The following is a 15,852-nucleotide window of genomic DNA, read 5'->3' on the forward strand; positions in this document are numbered from 1 at the left end:
GTCATTTCTGAATATAGAGAGAGTACATTATGATCGCCAGCCCAATCGCTACAAGGAGACTATTAATGAGAACACCTATTTGAAGTTCGACCCCGAGTAGCTGGTGAGCAATACCCGCAAGGAGTGCACCAAACGTGATGATTCCAAAACCAGCAGCAAGTGCACGGAGCGAAGGCTCTCCAGTTCGTCGATGAGCCTTGTAGGCGATGAATGTAATCCCACCACCGAGGGCAAGAATCACGGTCTTGATGACGAGAATCGCAAGCATCGTTTGACTCACAGCTCGTCACCCATCTTTGACCAGATATTCGCAAGGCGTTCATCAGCACTCCGCTTGGGCCGGCTAATCTCGACATCGATCTGATCGTCGTCGTCCATCGATATGGTCACGTCAGTAAAATCACGTTGGTACCGCGTGATTCGTCCTCCCTCTGGGTGGATCTCGATACGTTCCCGGACGAGGGAAGCTGTACTGAGGAGATCTAGTTTCCGATACACCGTCGATTTCGGGATATCACACCGTTCGATGAGTTCCTTGGCGGTCATTGGTTCAGCGGTTTCTCTGAGGATGGTCTGACACTCGGGGTCATCCAGCGCATCGAGGACAGCCTGTAGTGGCGAGGGGTCCTCATTAGTTGCTGGATCGTCGCCCATGGTCAGGTTTTGAAACGGCTGTGGAATAGGTCGACTGATTCGGAGTCGGTCGGAGGTGAGTCCGCCATCCGCTATCTTGCTCGAAATTCTGTGGGATCATACAGTACACGAAGGTTCGTGGGTTCAAATCGCGGTGGAGTACGACCATTGAACTGCCGCTCATGTTTCATCAAACAGTTTCCTCCACGGCCGCTCCCGTGAAAGCTCGCTCTCGTCGTTGAGCTGTGCGCTACCCTCCTCTGTCAGGCGATAGCGCCCTCCGCCAATCGGAGAGATGAATCCGTCGTCGTGAAGCCGAGCACAGGCCTGATCGACAGTAATTGGGTGATCTTCAATTCGAGTGGCAATTTCCATGACGTGAAGTGGGCCATCTGCCTCCAGCGCTCGGAGAACGGCTCGGTCCATAACTTAGACACCCGACTGTCCATCCTGGACGTCAAGAAGTTCCTGATAACGGTTCCTGATAGTGACTTTACTGACGTGGGCTGCGTCGCTTACCATTGCTTGGGTGAGGCCTTCGTTCGTGAGATGTGTGGCGGCATACAGGGCTGACGCTGCGAGGCCCGCAGGACTCTTCCCGCTGTGAATACCGTGAGATTTTGCAGTCTCAAGAAGGTCGCGTGCGACCCGCTCAGCTTCGTCGCTCACCTCAAGCGTCGACGCAAATTGGGGAACGTATGCTACCGGATCGGTCGGTTCGATTTCCAGCCCGAGTTCCCGCGACAGGTACCGGTAAGCGCGCTGAACCGGGAGTTTCTCGACGCGGCTTACTGTCGTGAATTCGACCAACGTCCGTGGTGTCCCATACTGTCGAGCGGCAGCGTACAGACAGGCAGTCGCCATACCTTCGATGGACCGGCCAATGAGGAGTTCTTCCTCAACTGCTCGGCGGTAGAGCACACCAGCGATCTCACGACATGACTGCGGAAGGCCGAGCGCGCTAGCCATACGATCGATCTCGCCGAGTGCCTGTTTGAGATTCCGTTCCTGGGCGTTTTTCGTCCGAAAGCGTTCGTCCCAAGTCCGGAGCCGCTGGAGCTGTGCTCGCTGATTGGACGGGACTGGGTTTCCGCGGGCGTCTTTATCTTGCCACCCGATCGTCGTACTGAGCCCTCTATCGTGCATGAGGTTGGTGGTCGGTGCCCCGACTCGACTCCGCTCGGTTGTTTCATCGTCATCGTAAGCGCGCCATTCGGGTCCACGGTCGAGAGCGTCTTCGTCGAGAACGATGCCGCAGTCCTCACAGGACACCTCTCCGTGTTCTTCGTCGGGGACGATCCGACCATTGCATTCTGGACAGATCTCGCGGAACGACTCGCCCGATTCTCGCTGCACTGACTCGCGAGCATCTCGTTCGTCTGGTCTGATAGATATCTCGTTCATAGGTCCTGCTTGCCGGGACTTCACATCCTCGGCCGAGTGGTTCTCTCTAGCAAACTCCGGTTCGGAATCAGTGTAAATGAAGGGCGGATTCCCATCGTTTGGGAATCCACCAAACAGGTTCACTACACCGCTTTGAACGGCAACTAGGTCGAAGCCGACGGGGTCCAATCAACCCTGCGAATTAACACACTCTCGAACACCCATGATATCCGGACTCACGCCACTTGCGGTTACCTCTGTCACGACTTCAGTTGCACTGACCGTCTCGATGGGACTCGTTCTCATAGCGGTCATAGCCTGGTTGGCTCGGCTCGAAGATGTCCGCTCGTATGTGCCAACGAGCGACATTGGGGGTGGTGCCGGGCATACAGAGTACGGCCACGAGGAGAAGCCAGGTGGAATTACTCGATGGCTGACCACCGTAGATCACAAGGATATCGGCGTACTGTATGGGGTCTATTCCGTGATCACGCTCGCTTGGGGAGGTCTGTCGGTGCTGATAATGCGGACCGAACTGCTTGATCCGCCAGCGACGTTGATCCAGTCGACCACATACAACGCGTTGTTGACCAGTCATGGCATTACCCTGCTGTTCCTGTTCGGAACCCCCATCCTCGCCGCATTTGCAAATTATTTCGTCCCCCTACTTATCGGAGCGGATGACATGGCGTTCCCCCGTATCAACTCCATCGCATTCTGGTTGCTCCCGCCAGGAGCCTTACTCATCTGGGCCGGCTTCTTCATTCCTGGAATTGCCCCGTCGCAGACCAGTTGGACGATGTATACGCCGCTCTCGATCCAGCAGCCAAGCCCTGCTGTTGACCTGATGCTGCTGGGGCTCCACCTCACGGGAGTTTCTGCGACGATGGGGGCGATCAACTTCATTGCGACCATCTTCACTGAACGCGCAGAGGAGGTTAGCTGGGCGAATCTCGACATCTTCTCCTGGACGGTACTGACGCAGTCGGGGCTCATCCTGTTCTCCTTCCCGCTGCTCGGAAGTGCACTCGTTATGCTCCTCTTGGACAGGAATTTCGGGACCACGTTTTTCACAGTCGAAGGAGGGAGTCCCATCCTCTGGCAGAATCTGTTCTGGTTCTTCGGCCATCCAGAGGTGTACATTCTCGTTCTTCCCCCGATGGGTCTCATCAGTATTATTCTTCCAAAGTTCTCGGGGCGGAAGCTGTTCGGCTTCAAGTTCGTTGTCTACTCAACCCTCGCCATCGGCGTCCTCTCATTCGGCGTCTGGGCCCACCACATGTTCGCAACCGGGATGGATCCCCGACTGCGTGCCAGCTTCATGGCGGTCACGCTCGCCATTGCTGTCCCAAGTGCAGTCAAGACGTTCAATTGGATCACGACCATGTGGAACGGTCGGTTGCGGTTGACAGCGCCGATGCTCTTCTGTATCGGATTCGTGAGCCTCTTCATCATCGGCGGTGTCACCGGCGTCTTCCTTGCGTCAATCCCGGTCGACCTCGTTCTCCATGACACCTACTACGTCGTCGGCCACTTCCATTTCATCCTGATGGCCATCCTCGCCGCCGTCTTCGCTGGCATCTACTACTGGTTCCCGCTCTATACCGGAAAGTGGTACCAGCCCAAACTTGCGAAAATCCATTTCTGGCTCTTTATGATCGGGTCAAACCTCACGTTTCTTGCAATGATTTTACTCGGGTACAACGGAATGCCCCGGCGGTATGCGACATATAACGTCGATATCGGGCCGGTCGCCCTGTTCACGGATCTCCATCAAATTGCGACGGTCGGAGCGTACTTAATTGGGTTCAGCGGACTCGTCTTCCTCTGGAATATTGTACAGTCGTGGCTCGAGGGGCCACGGGTCGAAGAGAGCGATCCATGGGATCTGGCACAGGACGGCTTGCTGACGAAGGAGTGGGAATGGTTTGATCCCCAGCAAGAGATGACACTCGCTGATGGGGGAAGCGAAGCAAGACCACCCCAGAGTGACGACGATACGGAGGAAACAACATGACTCGCCACAGACAGCTGCTCCTCGGAGTCGTCTTCGCCGCAATCGGTGTGAGCATCGTTGCATTGCCGGCCGCAGCAGCAGGCGCAGATTCGGCGACGGAAGCGCTTATTCAGTCACTGAATCTCAAACTCCTCTACGTCGCAGTCCCCATTACTATCCTCGTTGAGGGAATCCTCATTTACACCGTCTGGCGCTTCCGGAACAACGACGAGCCAGCACCAACACAAGAGAACCGACGACTCGAAATTACTTGGACCGTCGCGACCGCGATCATCCTGCTCTTCGTCGGGGTTGCCTCATATCAGGTCCTCGCTCTACCCGCCGTCACCGCGACGCCGCAAGTAACAGAAGAAGGCCAGACGAATGCAACCGAGGTGACCGTTGTCGGGCAGCAGTTCCTGTGGACGTTCAAGTATCCTGAGGCAAACGTCACGTCACGAGGGACGCTCGTCCTCCCCGCAAATCGGACCGTCTCGCTAAATATAACGTCTACAGATGTCATACACGCAGTTCACATCCCAGAACTGGGCCTTAAACAGGACGCGGTCCCTGGGCAATACAACCGCCTCCAGACGACGCCCACTTCCCAGGGAACGTATCAGCTCTACTGTGCGGAATTCTGTGGTACAGGTCATTCCCAGATGACTGCAACAGTAAAAGTCGTGAGTTACGACGAATATCAGCAGTGGCTCGAAGACCAACAGGAATCTCAACAGTAACAATGTCTACCACAGAAGACGACTCCACAGACGGACACAGCCACCACCTTCCAGCAGTCGAAGACTGGCCGCAGGGATTCGGTGAAGCCAGCTGGTGGCCCTTCGTCACTGCGCTCGGGGCGGCTGGACTCTACGTGGGTGCAGGTCTCTTCCTACTTGGACAGGGTGACGACGCGCTCGTCGGTGCGAACGTGGGACCCGCCACCATTATCGCTGGGGTGGTTCTTTTCCTCGTCGGACTGTACGGCTGGATCTATCACGGCTTCGTCAAGCACTACTGGTCGCGGGACGCAGAGGATTCGACAGGGAAGCTCCGGTGGGGAATGCTCCTCTTCCTGGGGACAGAAGTCGCCACCTTCGGAGCTGGCTTCGTCTATTATTTCTTCATCAGAGTCGGCCCATGGCCGCCCGGTGAGCTACCGGACCTACTCTCGTCGCTCGTACTCGCCAATACAGCGATACTCATTCTCAGTAGTGTCACGCTCCATTTCGCCCACAGTGCGCTCCGCAATGGGAATCGTCGTCGGTTTGCCGGCCTGCTCGGGACGACCGTCCTCCTCGGTGTGGTGTTCCTCGCTGGACAGGTGTTAGAGTACTACGAGTTCATCGTCGGTGAGGGATTCACCCTCTCGAGTGGTATCTACTTCAGTGCCTTTTTCGGATTAACTGGTCTCCACGGGTTGCACGTCACCCTCGGCGTAATTCTCCTGGCGCTTCTCTCCGTCCGGACACTCTACGGGCACTACTCACCAGAGCGCCATACCTCCGTGAGTACAGTCACCATGTACTGGCACTTCGTGGACGCCGTCTGGATCTTCCTCGTCGCCACGCTCTACGTTGGTGCCGCATTCACCCTATAATGATCGAGATGAGTGTTCAAGAACTTCATTCGAGTGGTCGATCGAAACTACCTGACTAACCCTATGCCATCTCCAAAAGAAACCCTCGAAATCGAAAACGTGGTCGCATCAACTGGGATCGAGCAGGAACTTGACCTAGATCAGCTCGGCGACGATCTTGCCGGCACAGATTATGATCCAGACAAGTTTCCAGGGTTGATCTACCGTATTCAGAGCCCCAAAGCAGCGGTTCTCATCTTCCGTTCCGGGAAAATGGTTTGTACTGGTGCTGCGAGTGTTGACGAGGCACATCAAGCCATTCACACTCTCTTCGACGAACTTCGATCGCTAGGGATTCCTGTCACAACCGAGGCAGACATCGTCATTCAGAATATGGTAGCGAGCGGTGAGCTTGGCCAGCGCCTGAATCTCATCGCTATTGCGGTTGGCCTCGGTCTCGAAGACGTCGAATACGAACCCGAGCAGTTTCCAGGACTCGTGTATCGGCTCCCAAATGCGACTGTCGTAGGGTTGTTGTTCGGAAGTGGCAAGTTGGTCATTACCGGATGTAAGTCGTTTGAGGACGCAACGAAGGCTATTGAAACCATTCACGATCACCTACAGAACCTTGACCTCCTGGACTAAGAATTCGGCCACGGGATACGCAAGTATCAATTCGGCTCGGCCACCCGGACTGGGAACACCGAGCTATGAAAAACCACATTACAACCTGCGTGTTACAGTCAACCAATGACCGACACCATCTGGTCGAAAGACACCCTGCTCGACATCACAGTCAACGTCGTCCCGCTCTTGATTTTGGGCTTTTTCCTCCTGTTCTTCATACTCGTCGCTCCGTGGGGGGTTACCCTCTCATTAGTTTCCGCGATGCAGATTTTACTGATCGTCGTCCCATTCATCGCGCTCGTGATATTGACCTATGAGGCTGCCATTCATATTGAGAGATAACGTAGATCCGCTGATTTTGGTATGGATCTAAAAGAATGGTTTGAACGACACTGGTTACTCGCCTTGTTTGGAGTCGATTTTCTCTTATTTCTCGTGGCAGTCTTTCTGTGGAAACTAGGAACAAGACCGATTGCAGGATTGGTGTTCGTGTTCGTGCTAATCCCGCCACTAGCGGTTTTCGCAGTTCTTCTCGAACCGGGCTGAACGATTCGGTTACTCGTTTACCAGTAGTATGCCAAGAGTACGGGTCATGTCATAACAAGAACAAGACCAGCCACAAACATCAGAGCAGCAATTATGCCGAGAATAAGCATCAAAAGCTCTTTCTCAGACATTGCTCAGTCAGTCCGGTCGCGTGCGAATCCCGTTCGAAACGCGATCCATCCAAGCACGGTAATAAATAGAATGGGGGGGAGAATCATGAATCCCCAGAGTGGATCGACACCCCACCCGAGAAGGAGGATGATGTCTGCAATTCCGAGCGCGAGAAATGGTGACACCGCAAGAGTCGCCCGACGGCGGCTTATTTGTCGGGACGCAGTTTCGGAAGAGCCCATACCTACTGTTGGCTAGACTTCTGTAAAAAGCGCTCGATTCACGTACAGAGCAAGGCGAGTACCCACAGACACCCAGCCGTAGCATCTGTATGGAGACCGGTAATAACTCGATCAGCGTAGAGTTCACATTTGACGGACGGAGATTTTCGCTAGATTAAGGGCCTGTGTTGCGCAATGGTTTCACATGAACTATATCGTGTATCTGCTCGTGAGTCTCACACTCGTCGGAGCGTGGCTTCTCGGCATTACATTCACCGATGGAGGGGTCGGGGCAGTTATCGCCACGATTGGTACGATGGGACCGTTAATCGCTCTCTTGATCTACTATCAAGGGTCAACTGAACCAGCATAGTGGGCAGAGATCTCCCAGATGACGGGCACATTCAAGGGCTTTGATTTCGAGAAATGTACCCACAGGCAGTGAAGTACCGCGGGGACAAGCCCCGCGGCTTCACCGTTTTGACCGCACGCCCAAAACCGAGTCGTGCTGTCGCAGGCGAATTTAATTCCCCTCGACCTCCCCGTGTTGGGTCGGTTGGAATTAACACCCGAACGCCCGATGCGTCCGTGAGGGTCGGCGGCTTCACCCCGCCCGACAACACCCGTCTCACCTGCCGTAGCAGGGTTTTGAGAGGTGTCGCATTTCCTCGCAACTGCCGGCAGTTGCTTCGGATTAAGGTCTTTAACCCACGTCGCAACTGTATTCACACTTCGGTGGATTGCGACAAAGAGCTTACGGCCTTCACTCTCCGGGTCAAACCCCGAGGCACTCGGCCTGCTCAGCCTGTAGACCTGTTGTTAGACGAGATGAGACAGTGAAGAGATGACGGAGACAGAGAATCTTTCGAGCGGGGAGCGCCGCTATCAGTAATCACTAAGCCCAATTTATTCCTCAGTGATGGAACAGATCACGAAGTCGAGATTATCGGCACAAAACGAACACCGGCGAACACGCCTACAGTGGACAAGGATGCAACTGGTCGGCAGCACCGTCCCCTATTGTTTTGGACCTCGACCAGCCTCGATTATGCTCTCCCACCGACCGACCGCTTTCGTCTCAGATCTTCGTTGCTAACCCAATCCATATTCACAGAAAGGCACCACAGATGACGACAATCCAGCCGACTATCGAGCACAGGACAATAAACGTATGAGTCCCTCAACCCCAACTATCGACTGAGAATGACTACACACACCTGTCCGGTCTGTGCCGATCAGTTCGAGACAGCCGGAGCCACTCGCGATCATGCGTGGAACACCCACAACGCGTGCCACTACTGTGGTGAGCAACTGGAGGGAGAAACTGACGAGCGGTTGTATAGACATTGGCTCGCCGCGCATCCCGATACACTCTCACGTGTCGACTACAAGCGAGCAGACGCAGCCGTCGATTCACTCACATTCACCGAGCGTCTCTCGGAGGGCGGAGTTAGTGCTGCTGTTGGAGGGCTCACTCGCCGACAGTTGCTCCTCGCCGGCGGTGGGACTGCCACTGCCACCCTCGTAGTTAGCGGAACCGTTCTTACTAACAACAAGGGTACCGAATCCAACGGGAGCACCAATTCTACTGGTGGAGCGGGCGCCGTCGCAACCGCACCGATTCCCGATTCGCCGACCGAATTCCGCTATGCAGTAATGGGATCCGCTGACGCCGAGGTCACAGTCACCTACTTCGGGAGTTGGAAATGTCCGTATTGCGCCCAGTTCAGCACCGGCATGCTCTCGCAGTTGGTGACGGATTACGTCGAACCGGGAACAATCGCGCTCGAGTTCCGCAATCTCGCCTACATCGGAGGAGAGCCGTTTTTAGGTCCGGATGCGCCAGCAGCCGGGCAGTCCGGGTTAGCCGTCTGGAACGCTGAGCCAGCCTCGTATTGGTCGTTTCACGAATACGTATTCCAGAATCAGCCTCCCGAACGTGAGCAATGGGCAACTGCGGATCAGTTAGTAGAATTTGCCCAGTCGGCAGGAATGTCAAAGACAGAAGTGGTCCGGACGGCAATTCAGGAAAACCAGTACGAGGACGCACTTCGGGCGACAGGCAAGGCAGCGAGCGACAGTGGCGTCAATTCCACGCCGACCCTCCTCATCGACGGAACGACAATCAACCCGCTCGGGAACGAAGACCGGACCAGACGGCTGATCGAAGATGCTGCCGGACAGAGTTGAGTTAACGACCACCGATGGTCGGTTCTGGCTCGCAAGCGGGACAGTAGTTGCGACGGTCGCGACCACTGGGAGCCTCTGGTTCAGTCTCGGCCTCGGGCTCGTTCCCTGTACCCTCTGTTGGTACCAACGGATTCTCATGTACCCGCTCGTCATCGTCTTAGGCGTTGCCGCAGTCGAGAATCACGACACGATTTGGCGGACAGTCACGCCACTATCCGTGGTCGGCGGGGTGATCGCTGCATATCACTCCGTCCTCCAAGCGACGACGACCTCGTGTACCTTCGCAGGCCCCTGTGCAGTCGTCCAGTGGCGGCTTCCCGTGCTCGGACTCACGATTCCGAATCTCTCACTCATCGCGTTCGTGCTCGTGACGATTACAGTCCTCGCTGGATCAGACGTGATCGAACCAGAACGTCAGCTATGAACGAAGTCACTATCGCGGGATGTCTTGGAATGAATAGCGCCGGAATCGACCTATCGAAGCCCGCTTGTAGTGGGAGTTCCAACATTCCAGTATAATCAATGCCTTCGACATCTCGGCTCGGATCTGTCGCCACGGCAATTGGCCTCACATATGGATCGTACCTTGTTGGATCGGTCGTGATCCTCACCATCGTGACAGGTGTCGGACTGCTTGGCGTCGACCTTTCGTCGCGTCCTGGCCTCCGGCTGTTCCTGGTCACGGTCTTCTTGCAGGGGGTGACGTTCGGGGGAATCACCCTCCTCTATCTCAAACGCTATCATCTCGGACTCGGATTCATCCCCATCAATATTCCTGATAAACGTGATAGTGCAGTGATTATCGGCGGAAGTATTGCGCTCCTAGGTCTGCTCTTTGTGGTTTCGTCGGTGATTTCAGCCCTCGGTCTAAGCTCAGCACAGAATCAGATCGTCGAGGTCGGGCAAGAGAACCCGGGCGTGTTCCTGCTTCTCGTCCCGCTTCAGTTTCTGTTGGTTGGACCCGGAGAAGAGCTGTTGTACCGGGGGCTCATCCAGGGAAGACTCCGCGAAACACTCCATCCAGTCCGCGCCATCGTTCTCGCCAGTGCATTATTCGCTTCGATCCACCTCTTCTCGTTGACCGGTGAGGGAAAATTGGTATATATTGGAACGGCATTTGTTCTGGCACTCGTGCTCGGGACTGCGTACGAATATACGGAGAATCTCGCAGTTCCTGCAGTTATGCATGCAACATATAATGCGATCCAATTTGCGAGCGCGTACCTTACCTCGACGGGCGGGATTTGATATTTCTCCAGATTCGGCGCGTGACTTCAGACTAGCATTGGACACTCAAACTTAGAGAAGCTCCCGCTATGCCTATCCAGCTTGTGCCGAACATATCCAAGCGCTATCCCGTGAACTGGGAATCTACAATCGCCCTATGTTTAGGCCAACCAAAATGCCGAGTGTATCATGACTACACGTTTCGGCGCACCCGGAACCGGACTGTCACGGCGTGAGTTTCTCGCGGCAACTGGCGCGACCAGTATCGCTTCGTTAGCAGGCTGTTCTGCGGGCGGAGCCAACGAGCCAGCAGCAACGAGCGATACGCCCACGCAGACACAAACTGACTCGCCTGATCTCCCCTACACCAGCCCTCCAACAGTCGTCAACGTCGACGAGCAGGGTGGCGAAGTGACGATGCGGACTCAGCAGGCCCGCCACGCCGTCCACCCGCTCGATACAATGGGTGGGCCCGTCGAATTCCCCCGCGTCTGGGCGTTCCAGGCCGACGACAACGACCCCAGCGTCCCCGGCCCAATTCTCAGAACGACCGAGGGGAACGCGATGGAGGTGACACTCGACAACACAGATGGCCGACGTCCCCACACGATTCACTTCCACGGGGTTCGCAAGACGTGGGAGAACGATGGCGTCCCGACGACGACTGGAATCCAGGTCCCACCGGGTGAGACACACACCTACGAGATCCCAGCCAACGTCCCTGGAACGCATTTCTACCATTGTCACTTCCAGACCCACCGGCATATCGACATGGGTATGTACGGGATCTACCGAGTTGATCCCGAAGGCTACGAACCAGCGGACCGCGAATACTTCATGACCGTCAAAGACTGGGATTCGCGGGTTCCGCGGAAGTGGGCCGGTGAGGCGGACTTCACCTACAATTCGGCCAGTCGCAATCCAGACGTGTTTACCGTCAACGGGAAGAGCGCACCCCGAACACTGCACCCCGAAGAAGGGTCACCGATCATCGTCGACGAGGGCGACTCAGTTCGCATCCACCTCGTCAACGGCGGGTACATGTCGCACCCGATGCATATCCATAACCACCGCTTCCAGCGTGTCGAAAAGGACGGCGGGACGATTCCGGAGGCTGCCCGACACGACATGGACGTCACGAACGTTGCTCCCGCTGAACGACACACGATCGAGTTTACTGCCGATGCAGACCCCGGCATCTACTTGATGCACTGCCACAAGGTCAACCACGTCATGAACGGCACGTTCTATCCCGGCGGGATGCTTACTGGTGTGGTCTATCGATCCGTCATGGATACGGACATCTTTAACCAGCTTATGGAGTATGCCGGCTACAGCCAGTAGGTGAACGGGTTCTACAATCAGTAGGTCGAAATCAAATAAGAGAGACTATGCAAGTCGAACGCAAGACCCTCGCGAAGTTCCTCGTCGGGGTGTTCGTGTTCAACCTCGTGGTTATGGGAGGTGGTGCCTGGTACTCGTATCAAAACACGCCACCGATTCCGGATCGAGGGGTCGGTCCAGACGGGTCAACGATCGTTTCGAACGAACAGATACAGACTGGAAAAGCAGTCTTCCAGTCTGACGGCTTAATGAATCAGGGAACCATCCTCGGCAACGGCGCCTACTTTGGAGTTGACTACACCGCCGATACGTTGGATCTAAAGCGACAGTATATGGCGACGTACTACGCCCGAGAGCGCTTCGACGCCGAGTATGACGCCCTCTCTGCGAGCCAGCAAGCGGTCGTCGATCAACGAGTAAAGACAGATCTCCAAGACACGACTGACCGGAGCACGATCCGCCACTCGGCCGCCGAGGCATACGCACACCGACAGGTCCGAGAGACGTACGTGGAGCGCTACCACGAGGGCGAGGCCGAGCGTGGCGTTCCGCAGGGAATGATCGCCACCGACGATCAGGCACGCCGCTTCGCTGACTTTGCACTCTGGACAGCCTGGATCGCCAGTACGGACCGTCCGGGTACAGAGACGAGTTATACGAATAACTGGCCGTACGCTCCGGGGACCGGAAACGTCCCGACCGGAGGGACGATGATCTGGAGCGTCATCAGTATGGTATTACTAGTCGGTGCCGCAGGAATCGGCGTTTGGGCCTACAAGTCCGTTGAACTCCCGGAGCCGGATATCGACAGCGTCACGATTCCCGATCCAGACGAGATCGCACTGTTGCCTAGTCAACGTGCCGCGACGAGATTCATCCCCATCGCGGCCGCTCTCTTCACTGCTCAGGTACTTCTGGGTGCGCTCTTGGCTCATTACTACGTTGAACGGGCTGGCTTCTTCGGGCTCTTCGAGAATCTCGGCATGAACATTCTCCAGATCCTCCCGTTCTACCTCGCCCGCACCTATCACATCGACCTCGGGATTCTCTGGATCGCGACGTTGTGGATCGGTTCGGGGCTGTTTCTGCCTCCACTTCTCACCGGCTACGAGCCGTCGAATCAGGCCAAGTATACCCACGTCCTGCTCGGGACGTTGGTAATCGTCATTCTCGGAGGTTTCGCCGGTATCTGGCTTGGTGCCAACGGATATATCGACGGCGACTTGTGGTGGATTCTCGGCAACGAAGGACTCGAATATCTCGAAGTCGGACGACTCTGGCAGGCGGGCCTCCTCGTCGGCTTCGGGCTGTGGGCCGTCCTCGTCGCTCGGGGGTTCAAACCACTGCTCGACCGTGAACCACAGTATGGTCTGGCCCATATGATACTGTACGCGGGCGGCTCGATCGGCGTTCTCTTTCTGGCGGGAATGCTGTATACGCCGAAGACGAATATCGTGATGACGGAGTTCTGGCGATGGTGGGTTGTCCACATGTGGGTGGAGGGTGCCTTCGAGTTCTTCATCGTCGCCATCGTCGGACTCACGCTTGTCTCGATGGGCTTGTTGCGCAAGCGGTCGGCAGAAAAGGCAGTCATTTTCGAGGCGCTGTTCGTGATGGGTACGGGTGTCATCGGCGTTGCCCACCACTACTGGTGGGTTGGCCAACCTGACGTCTGGCTGCCGGTCGGTACGATCTTCTCAACGCTTGAACTCATCCCCCTCGTACTCATCCTCTTTGAAGCCCTCAACGAATATCGCGTCCTCGCAACGAGTGACGAGACGTTCCCCTATACGCTCCCGTTCATGTTCATTATCGCGTCAGGAGCGTGGAACTTCGTCGGTGGAGGCGTTCTCGGGTTCTTCATCAATCTGCCGCTCATCAACTACTACGAGCACGGTACCTACCTGACGGTCGGCCATGCACATGCGGCGATGTTCGGGGCGTTCGGCTTTCTCGCACTCGGGATGGCGACCTATATGTTGCGAATCGCCACCGCTCCTGGCCAGTGGGTCGAGCGACGGCTCCGGTGGGCATTCTGGCTCTGGAACGCTGGCCTGGCGGTGATGGTATTTGTCTCCGTTCTCCCGGTCGGCTTCCTCCAACTCGAGGTCGCCTTCACTCAGGGATATGACGCCGCCCGGAGCCTCGCGTTCTACAATCGCGAAGTCATCCAACTGCTGTTCTGGGCGCGGTTCCCCGGCGATACGCTTCTCATTCTCGGGACGCTCGTGTTCGCATACGATATGATCCGGAAGCGGTTCGCGCTCCGCGCCGTCATGACACCGGATGAGGCGCCCGCATCACAGAGTATCTCGGAACGCGTCCTTGCGGAAGACGATGACTAACCCAACATACGAAGGATGTGTCCCTCACGCCCACGAATGATTTCCATCACTTCGACAAAGGTAGCTAATATTGGATGGTCAACGTCCAAGGGTTCGTATAGATATGAGCAGAGTGTAGTGTAGTCACGCTCACCTGACGACCGCTCGGACCGCCGGACATGGATCTGCTCTTGTCGTCGTTGAAGCCATTCCTCACATTTCCGTGTCAGCGATTGGAGTGTTTCTTGGCGGCTGGTTAATTGGGTGACCGAAAGGTCCCGTAAGTCTTCGTCGTCGATTTCGACAACCGTATTTCGGATCGTCTGGATTGTGGATTGGGCATCTTTGAACATCGCAGATTCCGTTTCAAGTGTTTCTATAAACACCCGGCGGCGGTCAATACACTGCTGAGCGGCACCAAGGAGTCGCTGTTTGATGACTTGTGAAAACGACATCGCTTCCGAAATCAGGAGCAGGACATCAGCCCCAAATTCGGCACTAATGCTCGTCTCGAACGAATCACCGTAAACATCGTCGTAGTGATCGACTGCCATCACGGTCTCCCGATAATACGGCTCGATCACGTCACGGACAGACGGCTGCGCGGATGAGAACCTCTGATGCGCCCCACCAGATATCTGTTCGATCTGTGGCGGGTCTGTTTTGAGACTTTGAGTACGCTTGCGAAACCGCCGAAAGGCCTGGCACTCACGTTCAACCTCGCGTCGCTCTCGCCGAACGCTTTCAAGGGCAGCGTCCAGATACGTCGGCCAACAGGGTTCTTCGGTGGTCATGGCCAGTATAGCGGCACATATATTGTGTCTGCAGTACAGTCAATTTCGGCCATAAGCTTCGTGGACGGGGCGTGTGACGTTGACTGCGCCCGCGACGACTCGTCTACCCGGAGAACGAGCTGTAGGAGACGCTACCTTGATCGACGATGGTCTGGCTTTCGGGAACGTCTCCGTCCGGCGGCATACTCCCCTCGGCGGGACCGCCGGGTTCGCCGACGACGATCCGACCAACCATCCCCAGGGTCTTGTGTGGAATACAGAAGTAATCGTACGTGCCCGTGGTCTCAAACGTGTGTTCGTAGGTCGCGCCCTGTTCGCTAAGAATTTCGCTATTGAACGTTTCTGCTCCCTCGGGAATCCGATTTACCGAGGCTGAACTCGTTCCTTCTTTATATGCGGTTGCCGAGTGGCTCCCACTCTGAATTTCGAATGTCACAGTTTCCCCGGATTCAATGAACAGACCGATCGGATCGAAATAATACTCGCTCCCTTCAGTGACCATCATAACCGTATTCGAGGCCCCTGAGCCCTCAGTTGTTTCCTCTCCCGAACCGCCAGTCGTCTCCTCTGTGTCGGTTGTGTTCGGTTCACCGCCACCACTATCTCCGTTTCCTGAACTACTACATCCCGCGAGACTGGTCACGCCACCTGTTGCGAGAATTCCGGCTGACTTGAGGACTTGTCGACGCTCCATACCCACTTATCAAACCCCCCGGTATAAGGGTCGAGGGCGGATTCCCAATACATAGGACACCGCCTTCATTTGACGTACCAAAGTCGCAAAGTCGGAGTGATGGCATTCTATCCGACAGGGGTCCATTTTTTATCCGATCTGCGAATCATCGTTCAGACCAATAACGACATCTGTCGAGGTGAG

Annotated in this window: 16 protein-coding genes; 10 read left to right on the forward strand and 6 right to left on the reverse strand. The window is 55.8% G+C overall.

The genetic code is table 11. The annotated features are described in order from the left end of the window. Window position 1: 1 nt before the first annotated feature. From ACP99_RS00380 to ACP99_RS00395, 3 genes are all read right to left on the reverse strand, one after another. Window positions 2-268 carry a DUF7521 family protein gene (locus ACP99_RS00380; protein WP_081926983.1) on the reverse strand — a complete coding sequence of 89 codons (267 nt, stop codon included), beginning with the start codon at window positions 266-268 and terminating at the stop codon, window positions 2-4. A gap of 8 nt (window positions 269-276) precedes the next feature. After that, window positions 277-654, reverse strand: a complete 378-nt coding sequence (locus ACP99_RS00385; protein ID WP_049984693.1) for a winged helix-turn-helix domain-containing protein — start codon at window positions 652-654, stop codon at window positions 277-279. A gap of 408 nt (window positions 655-1,062) precedes the next feature. Next, window positions 1,063-2,037 (reverse strand): transcription initiation factor IIB, encoded by a 975-nt coding sequence (locus tag ACP99_RS00395; RefSeq protein WP_049984695.1) that lies wholly within the window; start codon window positions 2,035-2,037, stop codon window positions 1,063-1,065. Between the two features lie 202 nt (window positions 2,038-2,239). Between ACP99_RS00395 and ACP99_RS00400 the strand changes: the two genes are divergently transcribed. From ACP99_RS00400 to ACP99_RS00420, 5 genes are all read left to right on the forward strand, one after another. Further along, window positions 2,240-4,033: a cbb3-type cytochrome c oxidase subunit I gene (locus ACP99_RS00400; protein ID WP_049984696.1), complete on the forward strand. Its 1,794-nt coding sequence runs from the start codon at window positions 2,240-2,242 to the stop codon at window positions 4,031-4,033. Further along, window positions 4,030-4,752: a cytochrome c oxidase subunit II gene (gene coxB, locus ACP99_RS00405; RefSeq protein ID WP_049984697.1), complete on the forward strand. Its 723-nt coding sequence runs from the start codon at window positions 4,030-4,032 to the stop codon at window positions 4,750-4,752. Before ACP99_RS00400 ends, coxB begins: the two co-directional genes overlap by 4 nt. A gap of 2 nt (window positions 4,753-4,754) precedes the next feature. Continuing rightward, the gene (locus tag ACP99_RS00410; RefSeq protein WP_049984698.1) at window positions 4,755-5,612 is read left to right on the forward strand and encodes a cytochrome c oxidase subunit 3; all 858 of its coding nucleotides are present in this window, start codon (window positions 4,755-4,757) and stop codon (window positions 5,610-5,612) included. 63 nt (window positions 5,613-5,675) lie between these two features. Further along, a complete protein-coding gene (locus tag ACP99_RS00415; RefSeq protein WP_049984699.1) occupies window positions 5,676-6,236 on the forward strand; it encodes a TATA-box-binding protein in 561 nt (186 codons plus the stop codon). A gap of 105 nt (window positions 6,237-6,341) precedes the next feature. Then, complete coding sequence (locus ACP99_RS00420) at window positions 6,342-6,560, forward strand: DUF6684 family protein (protein WP_049984700.1); 219 nt, start codon at window positions 6,342-6,344, stop codon at window positions 6,558-6,560. A gap of 338 nt (window positions 6,561-6,898) precedes the next feature. Here ACP99_RS00420 and ACP99_RS21370 read toward each other — a convergent pair whose 3' ends face one another. Further along, entirely contained in the window at window positions 6,899-7,117 is a 219-nt protein-coding gene (locus ACP99_RS21370) for a hypothetical protein (protein ID WP_081926985.1), read from the reverse strand. Between the two features lie 1,182 nt (window positions 7,118-8,299). Between ACP99_RS21370 and ACP99_RS00425 the strand changes: the two genes are divergently transcribed. The 5 genes from ACP99_RS00425 to ACP99_RS00445 all read left to right on the forward strand — a co-directional run bounded on the left by ACP99_RS00425 (window position 8,300) and on the right by ACP99_RS00445 (window position 14,202). Continuing rightward, window positions 8,300-9,286, forward strand: a complete 987-nt coding sequence (locus ACP99_RS00425) for a DsbA family protein (protein ID WP_049984701.1) — start codon at window positions 8,300-8,302, stop codon at window positions 9,284-9,286. Then, entirely contained in the window at window positions 9,267-9,710 is a 444-nt protein-coding gene (locus ACP99_RS00430) for a disulfide bond formation protein B (protein WP_049984702.1), read from the forward strand. The genes ACP99_RS00425 and ACP99_RS00430 overlap by 20 nt, the downstream gene beginning before the upstream one ends. Window positions 9,711-9,886: 176 nt before the next feature. Then, entirely contained in the window at window positions 9,887-10,534 is a 648-nt protein-coding gene (locus tag ACP99_RS00435; protein ID WP_197052309.1) for a CPBP family intramembrane glutamic endopeptidase, read from the forward strand. A 168-nt stretch (window positions 10,535-10,702) separates the two neighbouring features. After that, window positions 10,703-11,857 carry a multicopper oxidase domain-containing protein gene (locus tag ACP99_RS00440; protein WP_049984704.1) on the forward strand — a complete coding sequence of 385 codons (1,155 nt, stop codon included), beginning with the start codon at window positions 10,703-10,705 and terminating at the stop codon, window positions 11,855-11,857. A gap of 47 nt (window positions 11,858-11,904) precedes the next feature. Then, window positions 11,905-14,202, forward strand: a complete 2,298-nt coding sequence (locus ACP99_RS00445) for a nitric-oxide reductase large subunit (RefSeq protein ID WP_049984705.1) — start codon at window positions 11,905-11,907, stop codon at window positions 14,200-14,202. On the opposite strand, the gene ACP99_RS00450 is transcribed toward ACP99_RS00445, so the two are convergent. Then, complete coding sequence (locus ACP99_RS00450) at window positions 14,199-14,975, reverse strand: DUF7260 family protein (RefSeq protein WP_081926986.1); 777 nt, start codon at window positions 14,973-14,975, stop codon at window positions 14,199-14,201. The genes ACP99_RS00445 and ACP99_RS00450 overlap by 4 nt on opposite strands. A gap of 103 nt (window positions 14,976-15,078) precedes the next feature. Beyond that, window positions 15,079-15,669 carry a plastocyanin/azurin family copper-binding protein gene (locus ACP99_RS00455; RefSeq protein ID WP_049984707.1) on the reverse strand — a complete coding sequence of 197 codons (591 nt, stop codon included), beginning with the start codon at window positions 15,667-15,669 and terminating at the stop codon, window positions 15,079-15,081. Window positions 15,670-15,852 lie beyond the last annotated feature (183 nt).

The organism is Halobellus rufus (assembly GCF_000739575.1).
GTDB lineage: Archaea > Halobacteriota > Halobacteria > Halobacteriales > Haloferacaceae > Haloquadratum > Haloquadratum rufum.

Bases quoted from the DNA above. Each gene is read 5' to 3' on its own strand.
- ACP99_RS00380 (WP_081926983.1), bottom strand. From the start codon at position 268: ATGCTTGCGATTCTCGTCATCAAGACCGTGATTCTTGCCCTCGGTGGT.
- ACP99_RS00385 (WP_049984693.1), bottom strand. From the start codon at position 654: ATGGGCGACGATCCAGCAACTAATGAGGACCCCTCGCCACTACAGGCT.
- ACP99_RS00395 (WP_049984695.1), bottom strand. From the start codon at position 2,037: ATGAACGAGATATCTATCAGACCAGACGAACGAGATGCTCGCGAGTCA.
- ACP99_RS00400 (WP_049984696.1), top strand. From the start codon at position 2,240: ATGATATCCGGACTCACGCCACTTGCGGTTACCTCTGTCACGACTTCA.
- coxB (WP_049984697.1), top strand. From the start codon at position 4,030: ATGACTCGCCACAGACAGCTGCTCCTCGGAGTCGTCTTCGCCGCAATC.
- ACP99_RS00410 (WP_049984698.1), top strand. From the start codon at position 4,755: ATGTCTACCACAGAAGACGACTCCACAGACGGACACAGCCACCACCTT.
- ACP99_RS00415 (WP_049984699.1), top strand. From the start codon at position 5,676: ATGCCATCTCCAAAAGAAACCCTCGAAATCGAAAACGTGGTCGCATCA.
- ACP99_RS00420 (WP_049984700.1), top strand. From the start codon at position 6,342: ATGACCGACACCATCTGGTCGAAAGACACCCTGCTCGACATCACAGTC.
- ACP99_RS21370 (WP_081926985.1), bottom strand. From the start codon at position 7,117: ATGGGCTCTTCCGAAACTGCGTCCCGACAAATAAGCCGCCGTCGGGCG.
- ACP99_RS00425 (WP_049984701.1), top strand. From the start codon at position 8,300: ATGACTACACACACCTGTCCGGTCTGTGCCGATCAGTTCGAGACAGCC.
- ACP99_RS00430 (WP_049984702.1), top strand. From the start codon at position 9,267: ATGCTGCCGGACAGAGTTGAGTTAACGACCACCGATGGTCGGTTCTGG.
- ACP99_RS00440 (WP_049984704.1), top strand. From the start codon at position 10,703: ATGACTACACGTTTCGGCGCACCCGGAACCGGACTGTCACGGCGTGAG.
- ACP99_RS00445 (WP_049984705.1), top strand. From the start codon at position 11,905: ATGCAAGTCGAACGCAAGACCCTCGCGAAGTTCCTCGTCGGGGTGTTC.
- ACP99_RS00450 (WP_081926986.1), bottom strand. From the start codon at position 14,975: ATGACCACCGAAGAACCCTGTTGGCCGACGTATCTGGACGCTGCCCTT.
- ACP99_RS00455 (WP_049984707.1), bottom strand. From the start codon at position 15,669: ATGGAGCGTCGACAAGTCCTCAAGTCAGCCGGAATTCTCGCAACAGGT.